16 protein-coding genes are annotated in these 18,690 nt (G+C 55.3%); 3 read left to right on the top strand and 13 right to left on the bottom strand.

Annotated features, from left to right (window positions below):
* Positions 1–545: 545 nt before the first annotated feature.
* On the top strand, positions 546–1,133 hold the full coding sequence (clpP, locus tag PT964_RS24980; RefSeq protein WP_274366091.1) for an ATP-dependent Clp endopeptidase proteolytic subunit ClpP: 588 nt from the start codon (positions 546–548) through the stop codon (positions 1,131–1,133).
* Between the two features lie 464 nt (positions 1,134–1,597).
* Here the strand turns inward: clpP and PT964_RS24985 are convergent, their stop codons facing one another.
* The 7 genes from PT964_RS24985 to PT964_RS25015 form a co-directional block, all read right to left on the bottom strand.
* Positions 1,598–2,362, bottom strand: a complete 765-nt coding sequence (locus PT964_RS24985; RefSeq protein WP_274366092.1) for an SIMPL domain-containing protein — start codon at positions 2,360–2,362, stop codon at positions 1,598–1,600.
* An 86-nt stretch (positions 2,363–2,448) separates the two neighbouring features.
* Positions 2,449–3,237, bottom strand: coding sequence for a type I methionyl aminopeptidase (map, locus tag PT964_RS24990; RefSeq protein WP_274366093.1), 789 nt, complete (start codon positions 3,235–3,237; stop codon positions 2,449–2,451).
* A 55-nt stretch (positions 3,238–3,292) separates the two neighbouring features.
* Positions 3,293–3,562 carry an HPr family phosphocarrier protein gene (locus tag PT964_RS24995; RefSeq protein WP_274366094.1) on the bottom strand — a complete coding sequence of 90 codons (270 nt, stop codon included), beginning with the start codon at positions 3,560–3,562 and terminating at the stop codon, positions 3,293–3,295.
* Positions 3,563–3,699: 137 nt separating this feature from the next.
* Positions 3,700–4,635, bottom strand: a complete 936-nt coding sequence (gene whiA / locus PT964_RS25000; protein WP_274366095.1) for a DNA-binding protein WhiA — start codon at positions 4,633–4,635, stop codon at positions 3,700–3,702.
* Positions 4,636–4,642: 7 nt separating this feature from the next.
* Positions 4,643–5,638: a gluconeogenesis factor YvcK family protein gene (locus PT964_RS25005; RefSeq protein ID WP_274366096.1), complete on the bottom strand. Its 996-nt coding sequence runs from the start codon at positions 5,636–5,638 to the stop codon at positions 4,643–4,645.
* A 15-nt stretch (positions 5,639–5,653) separates the two neighbouring features.
* Complete coding sequence (gene rapZ / locus PT964_RS25010) at positions 5,654–6,541, bottom strand: RNase adapter RapZ (protein WP_274366097.1); 888 nt, start codon at positions 6,539–6,541, stop codon at positions 5,654–5,656.
* Positions 6,542–6,575: 34 nt separating this feature from the next.
* Positions 6,576–7,532 (bottom strand): ROK family protein, encoded by a 957-nt coding sequence (locus PT964_RS25015; protein ID WP_274366098.1) that lies wholly within the window; start codon positions 7,530–7,532, stop codon positions 6,576–6,578.
* Between the two features lie 167 nt (positions 7,533–7,699).
* Between PT964_RS25015 and PT964_RS25020 the strand changes: the two genes are divergently transcribed.
* Both PT964_RS25020 and PT964_RS25025 read left to right on the top strand, forming a co-directional pair.
* Positions 7,700–9,466: an ABC transporter transmembrane domain-containing protein gene (locus PT964_RS25020; RefSeq protein ID WP_274366099.1), complete on the top strand. Its 1,767-nt coding sequence runs from the start codon at positions 7,700–7,702 to the stop codon at positions 9,464–9,466.
* Positions 9,453–11,276 carry an ABC transporter ATP-binding protein gene (locus tag PT964_RS25025; RefSeq protein ID WP_274366100.1) on the top strand — a complete coding sequence of 608 codons (1,824 nt, stop codon included), beginning with the start codon at positions 9,453–9,455 and terminating at the stop codon, positions 11,274–11,276. Before PT964_RS25020 ends, PT964_RS25025 begins: the two co-directional genes overlap by 14 nt.
* 327 nt (positions 11,277–11,603) lie before the next feature.
* Here PT964_RS25025 and PT964_RS25030 read toward each other — a convergent pair whose 3' ends face one another.
* The 6 genes from PT964_RS25030 to hisJ form a co-directional block, all read right to left on the bottom strand.
* Positions 11,604–13,301, bottom strand: coding sequence for a hypothetical protein (locus tag PT964_RS25030; protein ID WP_274366101.1), 1,698 nt, complete (start codon positions 13,299–13,301; stop codon positions 11,604–11,606).
* Positions 13,302–13,443: 142 nt separating this feature from the next.
* On the bottom strand, positions 13,444–13,689 hold the full coding sequence (locus PT964_RS25035) for a hypothetical protein (protein ID WP_274366102.1): 246 nt from the start codon (positions 13,687–13,689) through the stop codon (positions 13,444–13,446).
* Between the two features lie 161 nt (positions 13,690–13,850).
* Positions 13,851–14,804 (bottom strand): thioredoxin-disulfide reductase, encoded by a 954-nt coding sequence (trxB, locus tag PT964_RS25040; protein ID WP_274366103.1) that lies wholly within the window; start codon positions 14,802–14,804, stop codon positions 13,851–13,853.
* Positions 14,805–14,882: 78 nt separating this feature from the next.
* Positions 14,883–16,625: a tetratricopeptide repeat protein gene (locus PT964_RS25045; RefSeq protein ID WP_425262798.1), complete on the bottom strand. Its 1,743-nt coding sequence runs from the start codon at positions 16,623–16,625 to the stop codon at positions 14,883–14,885.
* A 130-nt stretch (positions 16,626–16,755) separates the two neighbouring features.
* Complete coding sequence (locus tag PT964_RS25050; protein WP_274366104.1) at positions 16,756–17,712, bottom strand: ribose-phosphate diphosphokinase; 957 nt, start codon at positions 17,710–17,712, stop codon at positions 16,756–16,758.
* 33 nt (positions 17,713–17,745) lie between these two features.
* On the bottom strand, positions 17,746–18,555 hold the full coding sequence (gene hisJ / locus PT964_RS25055; protein WP_274366105.1) for a histidinol-phosphatase HisJ: 810 nt from the start codon (positions 18,553–18,555) through the stop codon (positions 17,746–17,748).
* Between the last annotated feature and the right edge of the window lie 135 nt (positions 18,556–18,690).

Here is an 18,690-nt window from a genome sequence, read left to right on the forward strand (position 1 = left end):
CGATGGATAGCCCTACCGCCTTACACAAACTTCTTGACGCTCCCCCAAAAGCCAATGGATCAACCGAAATAGTGAAGTTTCACCGCGCTATTTCGACGAACCTGCTACATACTGAGCAAATAGTGAGGTCCAACATCCTTATTCCGTCGCACTCTCACCAAAAATCGATGGATCAACCGAAATAGTGAAGTTTCACCTCGCTATTTCGGCGAACCCGCTACATTCTCAGCAAATAGTGAGGTCCAACATCCTTAGTCCGTCGCACTCTCACCAAAAATCGATGGATCAACCGAAATAGTGAAGTTTCACCTCGCTATTTCGGCGAACCCGCTACATTCTCAGCAAATAGTGAGGTCCGACATCCTTATTCCGCCGCACTCTTATCACCCCTTCTTCCCCACATCCGCCGCCCACGAACCTCGCTAACAATTTGTTTGACCTTCTTTGACTTTATAACGCGATTGGGTTATCATATAAATGGCAACACTGAAAGTTATGTGCAAGTTATTGCATTGCTAATTGTAATGAACGGAGGAATGGCGAATATGAACATGAACTTGGTTCCTATGGTCGTGGAGCAAACGAACCGCGGCGAGCGTGCTTATGATATTTACTCCCGCTTGTTGAAGGATCGCATTATCTTTTTGGGGACGCCGGTGAACGACGTCGTTGCGAACAGCATTATCGCGCAATTGTTGTTTTTGGCTGCCGACGACCCGGATAAAGATATCTCATTGTACATTAACAGCCCGGGCGGCTCGATAACGTCCGGTATGGCTATCTACGATACGATGCAATACATTAAGCCCGACGTTGCGACGATCTGCGTAGGCATGGCCGCTTCGATGGGAGCGTTCCTGCTGACGGCAGGCGCGAAAGGCAAACGCTTCGCGCTTCCGAACAGCGAAGTGATGATCCACCAGCCGCTAGGGGGTGCGGAAGGTCAAGCGTCCGACATCGAAATCCGCGCGAAGCGGATTTTGAAGATGCGCGACAAGCTCAACCGCATTCTGGCCGAGCGTTCGGGCCAGCCGCTTGAGCGGATCGAGAAGGATACCGACCGCGATTACTTCATGACCGCGGAAGAAGCGCGCGAATACGGCCTCGTCGATCGCGTGATCGAGAAAATTTAAGCAGGACCATAACGGCGGCTGGCGCTAACAAGCGCTCGCCGCTTTTTACTGTCTGCAGTGCAAATCGTTGCCGCTACGCGTTCACATCTTTCACGACACGTCCCGACATGCTGACCAGCCTCTCCATATCCCGTTGCTCTTACTCAGAAGCGGCAACGGCTCGCTCTAACGGACAGGAGTGCAGTTATACGGCGTTTTAAATGAAGTTTGAAGTTTTAACGGACACCATAGCAGTTATTGCCACGAAAAAGCAGGGTTAAGCACCAAAAACCGAGGTATAGCGTCCGTGGTGTCCGTTAGCGAAATAGCCACAGGCAATTTGGCGAAATAACGTCCATGGTGTCCGTTAGCCCCGTTAGCCCCTCACAGGAGTTTTCAGTAGGGGTGGCGGGCAATTTGGCGATAGAAATATAGCGTCCAACAAAAAAAGCCGCCCCGACCCAAAAGGTCAAAGCGGCACGCGCTTACATTTCATACGTCACGGTTACCATCGTGCTGTATTCCATCTCGCCCGGCTGCACCGAAGTGGACGCCATGTCCGCCGAGGCGCTTTCCATTGCTACCTTCGCGATAGGATAGTACGGCGTCGGCATGCCGATCACGCCGGATTGCTGTACGTTCAGCACGCCTTTGACGGTGCGCTTCGCGTGCTTTGCAATCGCGTTCGCTTTCGCGTCCGCGTTCGCCATCGCTTTCTCGATCGCCTGCAGCTCGTACTCTTCGCCCTTCTCCGTGCCGAACTGAATGCCGTTCATCCGGTTCGCGCCGGCCTTAGACACCGCATCGAGCAGCTTCCCGAGCTGGTCCAAGTCCCGATACGTTACGACCACGTTATGCTCCGCGGTATAACCCGAAATTTGCGGCTGGGATTTCTCAGGATACGTGTACTCCGGATACACCTGAAAGCCGTTCGTCTTAATATCCTTCTTCGCCACCTTATACTGCTCCGTCAGCACCTTCTCCACCGCCGCGAACAGCTGGGCGTTCGCCGTCTGCGCTTCGTTCGCCGTCTTCGCCTTCGAGAACACGCCGAAGTTCACGTACGCCACATCCGGCTGAATCGTAATCTTGCCTTGCCCCGTCACCGTAATCGTCCGGCTTTGCGCATCCTCGGCCGCCATCGCCGTGCCTCCCCGTACAGAATCGACTACCGACGGTCCGTACAGCGGCGCCGCCGCCAGCATCGCTCCAACCAAACCTGCCGCAACCCAACGTTTCACTGCCAACATCGTCATACCCCTTCCAAATTTTTACCCATTAGACGATGCCTTCATACAAAAGGTTGCCGCAATCAAGGGACAAGCGAAAAAAAATTTTACAATGCCGTCAAAATAATCGGGTCGCCGTCCGTGACGATGATCGTATGCTCGAATTGAGCGACGAAGTCGTGATGCGGAAGCAGCATCGCCCAGCCGTCGTCGCCATGATCCACATCGGTCGATGCGCCGGTGACGAGGAACGGCTCGACCGCGAGCACCATGCCCTTCTTCAGCAGACGGCGGTCCCGCGGCTCGGCATAGCTCATAATGTGCTCCGGTTCGTCGTGCAGCTTCTGCCCGATGCCGTGGCCCGTCAAGTTCCGGACGATGCCGTAGCCGTTTTCTCTCGCCACGTTCGACACCGCGCGTCCGATTTCGCTGAGCTTCGATCCCGCCTTCGCCTTCGAAAGCCCCGCATACAGCGCTTTCTCCGTAGCCGCCAGCAGCTTCAGCTTCTCCAAATGAGGTGTCTGCAGCATGGCAAACCCCTTGTAAGCCCCCGGCGCCAAGCCCGCTACCATCGTCGCTCCCGTATCGGCGTAATATCCGCCGAGAGAGGCGGATACGTCCACGTTGACCATATCCCCCTCTTGAATGACGGTGTCATCCGGAATGCCGTGAGCCGCGCACCGGTTCAAGCTGATGCACGTGCTTCCCGGAAAATCATATTCTACGCGCGGCGCCGAAACAGCCCCGTGCTCCTTCAATACCCTGTCGCCGATCCGGTCCAGCTCAAGCGTAGTGATTCCGGGACGAACCGCCTGAAGCATCGCTTCGCGCGCGGCTGCCACTGCGCGGCCGACCTTCTTAAGCGCCTCGACTTCCGCCTCGGTCGTAACGATCATGCAAATGCCTCCTTATAGGAAAAAAAGACTTCCGCTTGTCCGGAAGCCGTTCTTCTTATTGATTCTCTAATTCTTCCTTGCTGACCAACGCTACTAAAGCGGTTACAGCCTGCTCTGCGTCCGAGCCCTCCGCACTAATATATATTTCGGTTCCGGAGCTGATCGCAAGGCTCATGATTCCCATAATGCTCTTCGCATTCACTTTCTTCTCGTCCTTCTCGACGAATACTTCAGACGAGAACTTATTCGCTTCTTGCACGAATAAAGCCGCTGGTCTGGCGTGGAGACCCGTCTTCAATTTTACGACCACAGGCTGTTTCGTCATGAGTCCAACATCCCCCTTACAGACTTATTATACGGACTAACTAACGGTCAAAAACACATCTTCCCTTATTATACCACTATTTTAGCCTTGACACTAGCTGGGCGGGATATTCCGGGGATTTCCAGCCGAAATCGCAATTATTTGGCCGAATTTCTGAATTTCTCCGCCAGCTCGTCAATTTTGCGCAGCCTATGGTTAACGCCGGATTTGCTCACCCGTCCCTTGAGCATTTCGCCCACTTCCTTCAAGTTCAGATCCGGGTATTTAATGCGGATTTCCGCGACCTCTCGAAGCTTTTCGGGCAAATTCTCAAGCCCTACTTCCTCTTCCAGCAGCTTGATATTTTCGATTTGCCTGACGGCCGCGCCGATCGTCTTGTTCAGATTGGCCGTTTCGCAATTGACGATCCGGTTTACGGAATTGCGCATATCCCGCATAATCCGGACGTCCTCGAATTTCAACAGCGCTTGGTGGGCGCCGATAATGCTGAGCATTTCGATAATTTTTTCGCCCTCTTTAATATACAGGACATAGCCCTTCTTGCGTTCGATGCAGCGGGCGTTCAGCCGAAACTTGTTGGCCAGCTCGCACAGCGCCGTGCAGTGCTCCTCATACATCGAAGCGATCTCCAGGTGGTATGACGAACCCTCCGGGTTATTCACCGAGCCTCCCGCCAGGAACGCCCCGCGCAAATACGACCGCCTGCAGCAAGGCTTCTTGATGATTTCCGGCTGGATGCCGGGCGTAAATTGAAAGCCCTCTTTAATAATGTGAAGCTCGCGCAGCAGCTCCTCCACACGTGCCGGAACCCTTACCATGTAAATATTATTTTTCTTTAGGCGCATCTTCTTGCGCACAAGCACCTCGGCATGAACGCCGTATTGCTTCTTCAGCAAAGAAAAAATACGTCGGGCGATGGCGGCGTTCTCCGTTGAAATATCGAGCACCATTCGGCCGCTTGATATTTGCACCGAGCCGTTCATCCGGATCAAAGCGGACAATTCCGCCTTCGCGCAGCAGTCGTCCGTTTCGATCATCGTTAATTCTTTCTTCGTTTGGGCGGCAAACGACAAGTCGAACTCACCTCTTCTTGCCTATCCCATCCTCCACCAAGCGGTAAATATGATCGCTCAATTTGCGGGCGTCGTGGCGCAAAACTCCCTGGAACAACGCCAGCTCGTCGGCAATGATGCGGTAACCCATGCCGGCGACCAAATCCAGATCGGGCTTTACGACATCGGCGCCTTTTTCCGCATACAGACTTCGGACGTTTCGCGGGATATCGCTATTATTCACTATAATATATTCAAACAGTCCATGGCCCACATGATCGGCCACCGCTCTGACATGATCGCTCACCATATAGCCGTCGGTTTCCCCCGGCTGCGTCATTACGTTGCAAATGTAGAGCTTCGTCGCCGAAGAGGCGCGAATCGCCTCCGTGATGCCGGGCACGAGCAGGTTCGGTATGATGCTCGTATACAAGCTTCCGGGGCCGATGACGATAGCGTCGGCCGCTTGAATCGCATCGATTGCCTCCGGCAGCGGGTGAATATTCGGCGTATCGATGAATACGCGCTTTACTCGGCCCCCCGCCTTGGGGATCTTCGATTCGCCGACGACGATCGTTCCGTCTTCCATCTCCGCCTTCAGCACGATCGCCTCGTGCGCTGCGGGCAATACTCTCCCTCGAATGGCGAGTACCCGGCTCAATTCCTTGATGCCGGATACGAAATCGCCGGAAATATCCATCAAAGCCGCTAAAATTAGGTTCCCCAATGTATGCCCGGCTAAACCGGTGCCGGCCGGAAACCGGTATTGAAGCATTTCGCTGAGCAGAGGCTCGACGTTAGAGAGCGCGCTTAATACGTTGCGGATATCGCCGGGAGGCGGCATCTGCAGCTCGTCCCGGAGCACGCCGGAGCTGCCTCCGTCATCCGCTACCGTAACGATGGCGGTAATGTCGAGCGGCTTCTCCTTCAAGCCGCGCAGCATGACCGACAAGCCCGTTCCACCGCCGACGACCACCACTCTAGGGAGCTCCGCTTCTGCGGGCCTTTGATCCGCTTTCCCCATGAATCAAGCTCCCTTCTAATGCTTGTCGCGCTCCGAATCGCGGTGGCTGACGCGAATCGCTTCGCCTTCGCCGCCCGCGAACGCCTTGCCTAAATATTCGGCGATGGCGACCGAGCGGTGCTTGCCGCCCGTACAGCCGATGCCGATCACTAGCTGGCTCTTTCCTTCCTTCCGGTATTGCGGGATGAGGAAATTCAGCAAATCGAGCAGCTTAGCAAGGAACGTTTGCGTCTCGTTCCACTTCATGACATAGTCGTACACTTCTTGGTCCTTCCCCGTATTCGGGCGGAGATGCTCGACATAATGCGGATTCGGAAGAAACCGAACGTCAAAAATAAGATCCGCGTCGATCGGGACTCCGTATTTAAAGCCGAAGGAAATAAAGTTGACCGCCAGCTCATTGCTGCCGATATCCGTAAATCTCGAGGCGATGCGCCCCTTCAGGTCGGCCGGCTTCAGGTTGCTCGTGTCGATCACTTGCGTCGCAAGTCCCTTCAGCTCCTCCAGCAGCACTCGTTCTTGCTTAATGCCGTCCAGAGGGGCTCCGTTCGGAGCGAGCGGATGCCGCCTCCGGCTCTCTTTATAACGCTGCACGAGCACTGCATCCGTCGCGTCGAGATAAAGAATCTCATAAACAAGCGTGTAATTCGTCTTAATCGAATGAAGCGATTCGGTCAAGGCGGTGAAAAATTCGCGTCCGCGCAAATCGATCACAAGCGCAACCTTGCCGATTCTCCCTTTCGATTGCTCGATTAACTCCGCAAATTTAGGAATCAGCACCGGCGGCAAATTGTCGACGCAGAAAAAGCCGAGGTCCTCCAGGCTTTGTACCGCGATCGTCTTCCCCGCGCCGGACATGCCGGTGATAATCACAAGTTTCGCTGGCGCTTGGGTTGCTTCCATATTGCTGGTGCCTCCAATCCGTTCCGAAAAAATATTATATCGCTCTCAAATGCAATCCCGCCGCGCCGACAATGCCCGCGTCGTTGCCGAGCTCCGCCGGCACGATATCCACGTTCACCGTTCCCGCTTCCGGCGTATATTTCAAGAACGCCTCGCGTACCGCGTCGAACAAAATATCTCCCGCGCGCGCCACGCCGCCGCCGAGAATGAACCGCTGCGGATTGACGATGACCGCCGTCGTAGCAAGCGCTTTGCCGAGATAGAACGCAGCGCGCTTCACGATGCGCACCGCCACCTCGTCGCCATTCTTCGCCGCTTCGAATACGTCCTTCGCCGTAATCGTCTCCACCTCGGACAGGCTGGTACGGTCGCCGCGCTGCACGGCGTCGTTCGCCATCCGGATGATGCCCGTAGCGGAGGATACGGTTTCTACGCAGCCGTACTGGCCGCAGCCGCATTGAATAGCTTCCATGTCAGGTACCACTTGAATATGTCCGAGCTCCCCGGCCATGCCGGAGAAGCCTTCGTAAATTTTGCCGCGAATAATGATGCCGCCGCCTACGCCCGTTCCAAGCGTAAAGACGACCGCGTTCTCTATGCCTCTGCCGGCTCCGGACCACGATTCGCCGAGCGCCGCCACGTTTGCGTCGTTGTTGATTTTAACCGGCTTGCCCAGCTTTTGCTCCAAAGTCGCTTTTGCGGGAACATTTTTCCACCCCGGAAAATTCGCCGAATGGCTGATCACGCCGGAAGGAATGTCCATAAAGCCGGGAATGCCCACGCCGACCCCTGCGACGGACTCCCAATCGAGATTGTTGTCCGATACGATCTTGCGGACATACTGTGCAATCACTTCAAGCACGGCGTCCGGACCGTTCTCCGTGCCCGTCGGACCCTCAAATGTATGAAGCAGCTTTCCCTCTTCGTCGCAAATTCCTAATTTCACTGTCGTGCCGCCGATATCGACACCCACATATACGCGCTGAGACATGCGAGCCTCTCCTTTTTTACCGTTGTAGTTCTGTACCAACTATAAGTCAACAAACCAAGCAGGTCAAGGAAGTTTGCAGGATCGGAAGCGGTTGCAGCGAACTTTTGTCATGGTATTATATGGGGTGTATCTGCAAAATAATTCCAAAGGGGAAAGGCTGCGGCATCATGGGCATTTTTAAAGACTTATTATGGTTTTTCAAACAGGAACGGCGCAGCTACGCCATCGGCGCAGGGGCATTGCTGGTCGTTTCCTTGCTGACGCTCATTCCGCCGTTTGCGGCCGGCCGGGTCGTCGACGGGATCTCGGAGGGCACATTGTCCGCCCGTTCGCTCTGGCTTTGGTTTGCGCTCATTGCCGGAACCGGTTTGGTGGCATACATCCTGCGCTTTGTGTGGCGCATTATGCTTTTCGGCGCCTCCATGCGGCTGGCGCGGCTGCTTCGCAATCGGTTGTACGAGCATTTTACGAGGATGTCGCCGCAATTTTTCCACCGCCGGCGCATCGGCGACCTGATGGCGCATTCTACGAACGACGTGCAAGCCGTTCAGATGACGGCGGGGGACGGCGTGCTGACCTTGGTCGATTCTTTGTCGACGGGCGGCGTCGTCATCGTGATGCTGTTCGTGCTGGATTGGCGGCTCGCGCTGCTGACATTGATTCCGATGCCGTTCATGGCGTGGAGCACGAGCTATTACGGCACTTTGCTTCACCGCAGGTTTCATGCGTCCCAAGAAGCTTTCTCAGAGCTGAACGACAAGGTCCAGGAAAATGTTTCCGGCGTCAGAGTCATCAAGGCGTTCGGGCAGCAAGAAGCGGAGATTGAGGATTTCAAAAAACTCGCCGCCGACGTGGCAGACAAAAATATACGAGTCGCCCGGATCGACGCTTTGTTCGATCCGACGATCGGGCTTGTCGTCGGACTATCGTTCTTTCTGGCGATCGCCTTCGGCGCCTGGTTCGTAGTCCGCGGGGCGATGACGCTCGGGGAGCTGACATCTTTCACGATATATCTCGGTTATTTGATTTGGCCGATGCTGGCGTTCGGCTGGCTGTTCAACATCGTGGAGCGCGGCCGCGCGTCGTATGACCGAATCCGGTCGCTGCTCTCCGTGAAGGCGGACGTATTCGACCGCGAAGGGGCTGCGGATGAAATCGCTCCGGGCAATATGGAGTATCGGATCGACACGTTTACGTTTCCGGAGCGGAATGAACCGGATTTGACCGAAGTTCAATTCTTGCTGCTTCGAGGGCAGACGCTTGGAATCGTAGGAAAAACCGGCAGCGGCAAAACGACGCTTCTCCGTCTGCTGCTGCGCGAGTTCGATGTAACGGACGGAGACGTGGCGATCGGCGGCGTTTCGATTTACGACGTGAAGCTGGACGCGCTTCGGCGGTTGATCGGGTATGTGCCGCAGGACCACTTTTTGTTTTCGGCTTCGGTGGCCGAGAATATCGCCTTCGGGCGTCCCGACGCTTCCCGCGCGCAGATCGAAGATGCGGCCCGCATCGCGGCCGTCCACGACGATATCGTCCGGTTCGCGGAAGGCTACGATACGGTTGTCGGCGAGCGGGGCATTACGCTGTCCGGCGGGCAGAAGCAGCGCATCTCGATCGCCCGCGCCGTGTTGATGGATCCGGAAATTTTAATCCTGGACGATGCGTTGTCCGCGGTGGACGCCAAGACGGAGAAAGCGATTCTTTCGGCTTTGACGTCGGTTCGCTCGGGACGCACGACGATGATCGCCACCCACCGGCTCAGCGCGGTGGAGCATGCGGATTTGATTCTCGTGCTGGACGACGGCCGCATCGCCGAACGCGGTACGCACGCCGAATTGATGGAAGTAGGCGGCTGGTACCGTTCGATGTACGAAAGCCAGCAGCTCGAATCGCTCGTCGCTCAAGGGGGAGGTGCTTCGCATGAAAGCAATTGAAGAAACGATTGCGGCGAAGCGGATCGTGCCGCGGCTGATCGCTTATTTGCGACCGCACCGCCTGCGGCTGTCGGCCGCCTTCCTGGTGCTGTTCGCCTCGACCGGCGCAAGCATTCTCGGACCGATCCTGATTAAATACGTGATGGATGAATACGTTGTAGAGGGACGCTATCCGTTCCGTGAGCTGGCGCTGCTCGGAGCCGGTTATTTGGGGCTGATCGTCGCCGGGGAACTGCTGAATTACGTGCAGCGGTACCAGTTTCAGGTCATCGCTCACCGCGTCATTCAAGCGATCCGGATCGATGTGTTCTCGAAGGTGCAACGGCTGGGCTTGTCGTTCTTCGACCGGACTCCGGGCGGAAGCCTCGTCTCGCGGATCACGAACGATACGGAATCGATCAAAGATTTGTATGTCAGCGTATTGTCGACGTTCGTGCAAAATATCGTGCTTCTGGCGGGCATTTTTATCGGGATGTTTATTCTGGATGTGCGGCTGGGAGCGATGTGCCTCGTGCTGGTGCCGATCATTCTGGCGCTGATGCAGACGTTCCGCATGCTGAGCGGCAAAATTTATCACGAAGTGCGAGAGAAGCTCTCCCAGCTGAACGCCAAGCTGAACGAGTCGCTGCAGGGAATGAACGTCATCCAGGCGATGCGCCAACAGGAGCGGCTGCGGCGGGAGTTCGGAGCGATCAATGCGGGCCACTATTTTGCCTATTTGAAGCAGGTGCGGCTTGTCGGCCTGCTTGTGCGACCCGCGGTCGATTTGATTTACTTGTTCGCGCTCATGCTGATGCTCGGCCATTTCGGCTTCGATTTTCTCGGCGGTGCGGCGGTGGAAATCGGCGTCGTATATGCGTTCATGAACTATTTGGGCCGTTTTTTCGAGCCGGTCAATGAAATGATGTTCCAGCTGACGAACTTTCAGCAGGCTACGGTTTCCGCCTCCCGCGTGTTCGGGCTGCTGGATGAAGATCGGCTTGCGCCGGACCGGAAGGAGGCAGCGGAATTGGGGCAGGGAGCAGCGTCGGAGTCCGGGTCAGCGCCGAATCCCCCTATTGTAAGCGCCGGCCGTGTCGAGTTCCGGAACGTGACGTTTTCCTACGACGGTGTCAATCCGGTGCTGAAGAACATCACGTTCACGGCGGAGCCGGGGCAAACCGTCGCGCTCGTCGGGCATACCGGCAGCGGCAAAAGCTCGATCGTCAACCTGCTCATGCGATTTTACGAAATCGACTCGGGTCGGATTACGATCGACGGCGCTCCCTTGTCGGCGTTCCGCGACGAGGAGCTGCGCCGCAGCATCGGGCTCGTGCTGCAGGATCCGTTCCTGTTCGTCGGGGACATCGCATTCAACATTCGCTTGCATAATGACGCGATTACCGACGAACAGGTGATGGAAGCGGCCCTCTTCGTGCAGGCCGACCCGTTCATCCGGCGCTACGAGCGCGGCTACGCCGAGCCGGTGGGCGAACGCGGGGCGACGTTCTCGAGCGGGCAGCGGCAGCTGATCTCGTTCGCGCGCACGATCGTGCAGCAGCCGAAGATTCTCGTGCTGGACGAGGCGACCGCCGCCGTCGACACGGAGACGGAGGAGGCGATCCAAGAAGCGCTCGAGCGGATGCGCCGCGGACGCACGACGATTGCGATCGCGCACCGGCTGTCGACCGTTCAGGACGCCGACCTGATTCTAGTGCTGCATCAAGGCGAAATCGTCGAGCGCGGCACCCACCGCGAGCTGCTCGCCCAAGAAGGGCTGTACCACAAAATGTACTTGCTGCAACAAGGCGCTTCGGCGGCTGCACGGTAGCAGTTACAGGCGAAGTTGCAGTTGCAGGCGCAGGCGCAGTTGCAGTCGCGGTTGTGCGTCCTGACATCGTCCCAAGTTAGCGGAAGCGAATGTCCGCTAATTCAAGGAAATTTGCAAAATCCCCTCATTTAACGGAACGACTTGTCCGCTAAAATGTCAAAAACCGCAGTTACTCGGTTATTTGCACGGTTTAGCGGACATCGCGTTCCGTTAAACCGTCGAATTATGTAAACTAACCCATTTTAGCGGACATTTCTTTCCGTTAACCGCCCCCCGCCTCACCCCCGCTCCCGCCTCCGCCCCTCCCTAATTGTCAGAGCCATGCCCTTACAGCTTCCTTATCTGGCTAATAAACGCCTCCGAAGTAAGCAGCCTTCTAAACACAATCAGCAGCAAAACGGACGGAATCGCAATCACGGCCCCGAACTGCAGCGCCACCGGGCTCCACCCTTCGACACCCATGCTTTGCAGCGTCGACGATATGCCGCGAAATTGGAGTATAGGAGGATATTTAACCGGATCGCTCAAATACAACAACGGAACGAAATAAGAATTACGCAAAGACACGTACTGCAAAATGCCAAGCGCGACGAGCGGCTTCCACATTTTCGCAAGAAATACGGTGAAAAACGCGTCCAGCTCCCCTCTTCCTTCCGCGGATGCCTGCTCCTTCAGGCTTCCATACCTTGCGTTAAAAATGCTCTTAACGACAAACACATTCACAATCGCGATCAGGCCGTAAATAAAGTAAGGGAATATCGTGTTTATCATGCCAAGTTCTTTTACCAGCAAATATTCGTGAAGCGTGCCGCTCCCCATTGCCATTACCAGGATCAACAATGCCTTATATAACTTTCTCCCCGGCAAATCCTTCACCGTCAACGGATAAGCGAGCGCGGCCGTGAACAGGAAGTTTCCGACGACGATCGCCAAGTTTATAAAGAAATAATAGACGGTCGTCCCGAAGGGGAACAGTTCAGACAACCCGACCCCGGACGAGCTTTGCACCGTAAACGGATAAACAAACAGCACATATACTGGAAAGATCACCAGAGCCGCATACAACAAAGACACAAGGATTCCGACAAAGCTCCCGATCCCGGCACCCGAAGGCTTCACCGCGGAACCGGAAACGGAAACAGAATCGGAACCGGCGGCCCCGCTGGAGAACACATCTTTTGAAAACAGTCCCTTCACCGCGAAATAAGCCAATATCGTACATACGACCTGAATCCAAAATTGGATAAATGACGAAGCCGCATAGGCATTGACGTCCGCCATCAACAATCCCGACCGGAATTGAAACGTATCCAGAACATCCCCGGTTTGATACACCAAAGGGTTATACAAGCTTTCAATCAGTTCAAAATCGGTCGATAAAACAGTCGATAACTGCAGCAGCATGAACGCGGCGATCGCTTTGACGGCGGGAACGACATTCGTCGCGCCAAACCCTCTGCCGCTCCAGCCGGACGACCGCTCCCGCCACGAAATGGCCGCCAGCGCCATAACGATCGGGATCCCGCAAGTTTTCAGCACCTCGACCGAAATATACAACAGCCGAAACAATCCCGCCTCGGCCAGCACGAGGGTTTGCAATTGAAGAAACGGGGACGCGCTCGGAGACAGGATGAACATCACGGTATAAGCAAATACAATGGACGGAATAAAGAACGGGACCAAAAACAAAGTCGAAAAAAACGATTTCAATCGTTTCGACGCCACCGAACTGACGCCCAACGAAACGATCAGCGCGAACAGCCCGCAGAGCAGGATATAGCCGAATTTCATAATCAACGTGTTGGCGATTGCGGTTCGAAAGGCGGGGTTTGCAAACAATGCTTTAACATTGTCCATCCCGACCCATGCGCTGCCGAACAATCCTTCAAAAATTTTGAAATCCACAAACGTCAAATAAAGCGACACGAACCAAGGAATACCCTTAAAAACAAAAATAAAAATCAAGAAAGGCATGACGAGAACATAATGAAACCTATATTTCCAAATCCGCTGGAACGTACTCATTCGCTTCCCCCTCGAAGTGCGCTGGATATTGTTGACATTGCATAGACCCAATACTACCCAAATCAGCACCAGCGGGCAATACAAAACAATGCAAACAATCCGCTTCGATAAGCAATATCAAAGCGGATTGTTTGCAGCACGTCTACATCATATGCGGGTAATGGTGTCCCGGCGTGATCTGGTAAGGAGGAAACGATTCATTCTTCTCCCATGATTCGACGATTCGGCGAGCGGTCGGAAAATCGTAGCCTCTCCCCATCAAAAAGCTTACGGCGGAAGTTTCGAACATGGAATGGGCAACGGACGTGTACTTCATTTCATACAAACCATATTGAACAACGGGTTGAACCGCGCTAAGCACTGCGTCCCTTAATGATTGGCCGTACATCGCATCGCCATCCTTTACGTTTTGGCATTCCTGACATATAGTCATTAAACTATATGAATCGGCGGAACGTAATGACTGGATGTTTGCCCAACCCAAAACACAAAAAAGCCGCCCGGCCGGGAATTTCTCCGCGACCGAACGGCTCTCGCATTCATATGAAGTTATTTCGACAGCGTCTGGCTCCACTCGTTGGCCGCGTGGCCTTCCAAGAACCGTTCGGCATCGAGTGCCGCCATACAGCCGCTGCCCGCAGCGGTAATAGCTTGGCGGTACTTGTTGTCCTGCACGTCGCCGCAGGCGAATACGCCCGGGACGTTCGTTTCGGACGTGCCCGGCTTCACTTGGATGTAGCCTGTTTCATCCGTCGTAATTTGTCCGCCGAGGAACTTCGTGTTCGGCGTATGGCCGATCGCGACGAACACGCCGTCCGTCTCGATGATTTCCTCTTCGCCGGTTTCGTTGTTGCGCACTTTCAGTCCCGTAACGCCCTTGTCTCCGGCAACAACCTCAAGCGGCGTACGGTTGAGCGCCCACTTGATCTTTTCGTTCCCGCGCGCGCGATCCTGCATAATCTTCGAAGCGCGGAGCTCGTCGCGGCGGTGTACGACCGTTACCTGCGTCGCGAACTTCGTCAGGAAGGAAGCTTCCTCCATCGCGGAGTCGCCGCCGCCGATGACGATAATTTTCTTCCCGCGGAAGAAGAAGCCGTCGCAAGTCGCGCACGTGCTGACGCCGCGTCCGACATTGTCCTTCTCGCCCGGGATGCCGAGATACTTCGCCGATGCGCCGGTAGAAATAACGAGCGCTTCCGCCTCCATCTCGCCTTGGCCTTCCACGCTCAGCTTGAACGGACGCTTGGACAGGTCCACGCTGTTGACCCAGCCCGTCTTAAATTCCGCGCCGAATCGTTCCGCCTGCTTGCGCATATTGTCCATCAGCTCCGGACCCATAATGCCTTCCGGGAAGCCTGGGAAGTTCTCGACCTCCGTCGTCGTCGTCAATTGTCCGCCCGGCTCCGGTCCTTCGATAATGAGCGGATTCATATTTGCGCGGGCCAAATAAATCGCCGCCGTCAATCCGGCAGGGCCCGTTCCGATAATAATCACTTTACGCATAAATCAGCTTCCCCTCCATCCTTATTTATAATTATTCTAAACTAATAATCAATATATTACAAGAGTGAAGTCGACACCTTATAGCTTTTCCTGAAAGCTGGCGAATATTGATTTCATCTTTTTGCGCAGCCCGCAAACGTCATCAATGAGCTTCGCGTTTTTGCTGATGGTGGCGATCGATGCGCCGTAACGCTGCGCGACCTCTTGGTAGGAGATCGGCCGGCGGTGCATTTTTGCCGTTAAATACTCCAGCGCTCCCGCCCAGCCTTCCTTCTTCCCGATTCTCGGAACGGAAGGATACAGCCGGGACAAAAACTCAACCCACAGCGTGACCATATCGTGCTGCTGGATCATATCGTAACGCTTGGACATCCGCCCGAGCGTCAAATCGAGCACTTCCTGCCACCCGTCGTTCCAAGCCGGCAGGTCGGGCGTATACGAACCCGCGTCGAACTTCACTTCTTCGCCGTCAATGACCGCTTGCAGCGTATCCTTCGCGCCCATGCTCCGCAGTACGAATACGGCGACCTTTTTCACATAATCGTCTTCATCGGCGTTCAACAGCAGCTCCCGCAGCGCCGCCTCCACCTCGGAATCGGCGATCGAGCCGTACGCCTGGATCACCTGAAGCTTCGTGTCGCGGTCTCCGTGGCGAAGCGCCCAGTAGAACGACGAACGAAGCAGCGGATCGTTCCTCAGCCTCTCCGGAATGGCGCCCTGCGCGCGCTGCAGCTGGCGAAGCTGCTCCTCGAAGGGCAGATGGTAGTGGTAATTTACGGTCACGGAAGCCGAGCCCGCTTCGCCGCTCAGCACGGACGCGACGACGCTCAAGTAAAACTTCGGAATGTCCGAGCCCGGATCCAGCTTCTCCGCCTGCTTCCACAGCCGTTCCGCTTCCGCGTATTTCCCGGTGTTATAGCATGCCACTGCGGCATAATGATACAAAGTCGGGTCGATTCCGGCGGCATCGCCCTTCAGCAGCCGGCGAAAATGCCGGTACGCCACGTCGTGATGCCCGAGCACCCCCATCGTCGTCGCTAGCTTGAATACATGCTCTTGATGGTACGGATACGTCTTGGCAAGCAGCTGCACCATTTCGTCGAGCTTCGGTTTATCGCCGGCATTTTGATAGAAGATCGCCAAATTGCACAAGCCGTGAAGATTGCCCGGATCCATCTCAAGCACCTTACGGACCGAGGCGAAAGAATCTTCAAACCTGCCCACATAATAGTATGCCAACGCCAAATTATTGTGAGCGGCCGTAAAATCGGGATGATCCCGCACCAGCCTCTCCAGCAGCTTGATCGCTTCCGTAAAGCGGCCTTCCTCCAGCATCGCTCGGGCGCGGTCGTGCTCGTACAAGCCTTCGCGGCTTTTCACCTTCGTGATTTTCATCGGGCGCTCGAGCTCGAAGCTGAGCATCTCCATCATCTCTTCGGATTCGTCGATGAACTGGCCTTCCGGATCGTTCTCCAAATATTGAAGCAGCGCCTTCTCGGCCGATTCGAAATCTTCCATATTCGCATAGTTGTTCGCCATATAAAAATAGCATTCCGTCATGGACGGATCTACTTGTTCGACAACGTTCTTGAGCACGCGGTTCGATTCGTCATATTTGCCCATCTCGGACAAAATGCCCGCCATATTGCAATGGTTCACCGCGTTCTCCGGCTCGTATTCCACGGCGCGGCTAAAATATTTCAGCGCCTTGTCGTAACGGTACCGGTCCAAGGACTGCACCGCCCTCTCAAAAAAGAACGCGGCATCCATATGTAGCGGTATGATTTTGCGCCTGGGTGTCAGATGCTTTATCTTTTGCAAGTGCGATTGCACCCCTTTCACACCCGCTCTGAATCACCATGGAAACAGCGAGTTTCTACAGAAGTATAACATAGATTCTTTGAAAACCGTATACTCAAGGAGCCGTGCCGTATGGCCGTTCGCGGTCCGTTTAAACCCCTCCGCTCTTAAACAGAACGGATATGGAGCCGCCCTCGTGAATGATGCGGATCGCATCGGAAAGCAGCGGCGCGATCGACAGCACTTGAATATTCGGCGGCAGCTCGTCGGGCAGCGCGATGGAGTCGGTCACCATCACCCGCTGAATATCGGGGTGGTTCAGCCGCTGCAGCGCCTCGCCGGAAAATACCGGGTGCGTCGCGCAAATAATGGCGCTGTGGGCGCCTTTTTCCTTGAGGCCTTCGACTACGTTGACAATCGTTCCGCCCGTATCGATCAAATCCTCGATAATGATCGGCGTACAGCCTTCCACTTCGCCGATGACGTGCGTTACGACCGACTCGTTGTGGGCGGGGCGCCTTTTGATCATGATGGCGAACGGCAGGTCCAAATAACCGGCGAGCTTCTCCGCCACTTTGGCGCGCCCTGCATCCGGAGATACGATAATCGGATTCGGTACGTCCAGCTTGCGCAGCTCGTTGCTGATCAGGTCCAGCGCCGTCAAATGGTCCACCGGAATGTTGAAGAAGCCCTGAATGGCCGGCGCATGGAGGTCGAGCGTAATGACCCGGGTCGCACCGACCGTCGTCAGCACGTCGGCGATCATTTTGGCCGAGATCGGTTCGCGCGGCGCGGATTTGCGCTCTTGCCGCGCATAGCCGTAGTACGGCAGGACGAGGTTGATCGTCCGGGCGGAGGCGCGCTTTGCCGCATCGATCATCACAAGCAGCTCCACGAATTGCTCGTTGATCGGATCGGAGAACGATTGAACAATATAGACGTGCTTATTGCGGATCGATTCTTCGTAATGCACGTAAATTTCGCCGCTGCGGAACCTGGAAATTTTAACTCTTCCCTGTTCCAAGCCCAGCTCCTCGCAAATTTGCGCCGCAAGACGCGGGTTCGAGGAGCCGCTGAATATTTTCACTCTGTCGTTCGGTACGGCCATGGCCGGTTAAAGCCCCCTTGATTACACATTCTGCTAAAATTGTACCATGAATCGTTCCTTTTGCGAAAATGTTGCCAATTCCCCGTACCCAACCTCTTTCAACAGCTTCTCCGCCTGATCCAGATACTGCCCCACCCGCTCCGGAAGGTGCGCGTCGGAGCCGAGCGTTACCGGAATGTCGAGCGCTTTGCACCGTTCCAGGATGGCGCGGTTTGGGAACGTCTCGCCCACCGTCATACGCAGCCCGGATGCGTTGATCTCGATGGCCAGATCGTTATCGCGGATCGTTCGGAGCGTCGTTTCAATGAGATCGGTATGGTCCTTTGTCGGCTGGGTCGGCGCATACCGCTTCACCACGTCGAGATGTCCCATGTAGGTGTAGAAGCCGGTTTTGGCCGCCTTCGTCATTGCTTCGTAATACAGCTCGTACACCTCGTCGATGTGGCGGCTTTCCCAGCCGGAAAGCTGGCGGAAGTCCGTAATGTCCCACTCCCCGAGAAAATGCACCGAGCCGATCACGTAATCCCACTCGTATCCATTGACGATTCGCTCGATTTGCTCTTCGTAGCCCTCGATATAGTCGCCTTCGAGGCCTATGCGCACGTCGATCGTGCCGCGGTATTTTTCCTTTAGCTGCTGCGCTTCCTCGAAGTAGCGAGGAAGCTCCTCCATCGGCATCGCCATGCCCGGCAAGTACGTTGCCGGGTCGACGTGCAGCAGCGGCATATGGTCGGATACGCCGATCTGGTCGAGCCCGATTTGAACGGCTTGTTGAATGTATTGCTCCAGCGTTCCCTCTGCATGGCCGCAGCGGACGTGGTGCGTATGGTAATCGATGCGCATCGTTTGGTTTGCGCCTCCTTTGGAAATTAGCAACACTACGAGTTGCTATTGGGGTGTTTTTGGGTTGGTTTTGGAAAATAGCAATACTACGAGCACTAGCCTTGCATAAAACCTCACACACCAATTTTCACATCA

The organism is Paenibacillus thermotolerans, assembly GCF_028745515.1.
Lineage (GTDB): Bacteria > Bacillota > Bacilli > Paenibacillales > YIM-B00363 > Paenibacillus_AE > Paenibacillus_AE thermotolerans.

What these genes read in the sequence shown, in the direction of transcription:
- PT964_RS24985 (WP_274366092.1), bottom strand. Translation starts at nt 2,362, where the DNA reads ATGTTGGCAGTGAAACGTTGGGTTGCGGCAGGTTTGGTTGGAGCGATG.
- PT964_RS25025 (WP_274366100.1), top strand. Translation starts at nt 9,453, where the DNA reads ATGAAAGCAATTGAAGAAACGATTGCGGCGAAGCGGATCGTGCCGCGG.
- PT964_RS25035 (WP_274366102.1), bottom strand. Translation starts at nt 13,689, where the DNA reads ATGTACGGCCAATCATTAAGGGACGCAGTGCTTAGCGCGGTTCAACCC.
- PT964_RS25015 (WP_274366098.1), bottom strand. Translation starts at nt 7,532, where the DNA reads ATGTCTCAGCGCGTATATGTGGGTGTCGATATCGGCGGCACGACAGTG.
- PT964_RS24995 (WP_274366094.1), bottom strand. Translation starts at nt 3,562, where the DNA reads ATGACGAAACAGCCTGTGGTCGTAAAATTGAAGACGGGTCTCCACGCC.
- map (WP_274366093.1), bottom strand. Translation starts at nt 3,237, where the DNA reads ATGATCGTTACGACCGAGGCGGAAGTCGAGGCGCTTAAGAAGGTCGGC.
- clpP (WP_274366091.1), top strand. Translation starts at nt 546, where the DNA reads ATGAACATGAACTTGGTTCCTATGGTCGTGGAGCAAACGAACCGCGGC.
- hisJ (WP_274366105.1), bottom strand. Translation starts at nt 18,555, where the DNA reads ATGCGCATCGATTACCATACGCACCACGTCCGCTGCGGCCATGCAGAG.
- PT964_RS25050 (WP_274366104.1), bottom strand. Translation starts at nt 17,712, where the DNA reads ATGGCCGTACCGAACGACAGAGTGAAAATATTCAGCGGCTCCTCGAAC.
- PT964_RS25005 (WP_274366096.1), bottom strand. Translation starts at nt 5,638, where the DNA reads ATGGGGAAAGCGGATCAAAGGCCCGCAGAAGCGGAGCTCCCTAGAGTG.
- PT964_RS25030 (WP_274366101.1), bottom strand. Translation starts at nt 13,301, where the DNA reads ATGAGTACGTTCCAGCGGATTTGGAAATATAGGTTTCATTATGTTCTC.
- trxB (WP_274366103.1), bottom strand. Translation starts at nt 14,804, where the DNA reads ATGCGTAAAGTGATTATTATCGGAACGGGCCCTGCCGGATTGACGGCG.
- rapZ (WP_274366097.1), bottom strand. Translation starts at nt 6,541, where the DNA reads ATGGAAGCAACCCAAGCGCCAGCGAAACTTGTGATTATCACCGGCATG.
- PT964_RS25020 (WP_274366099.1), top strand. Translation starts at nt 7,700, where the DNA reads ATGGGCATTTTTAAAGACTTATTATGGTTTTTCAAACAGGAACGGCGC.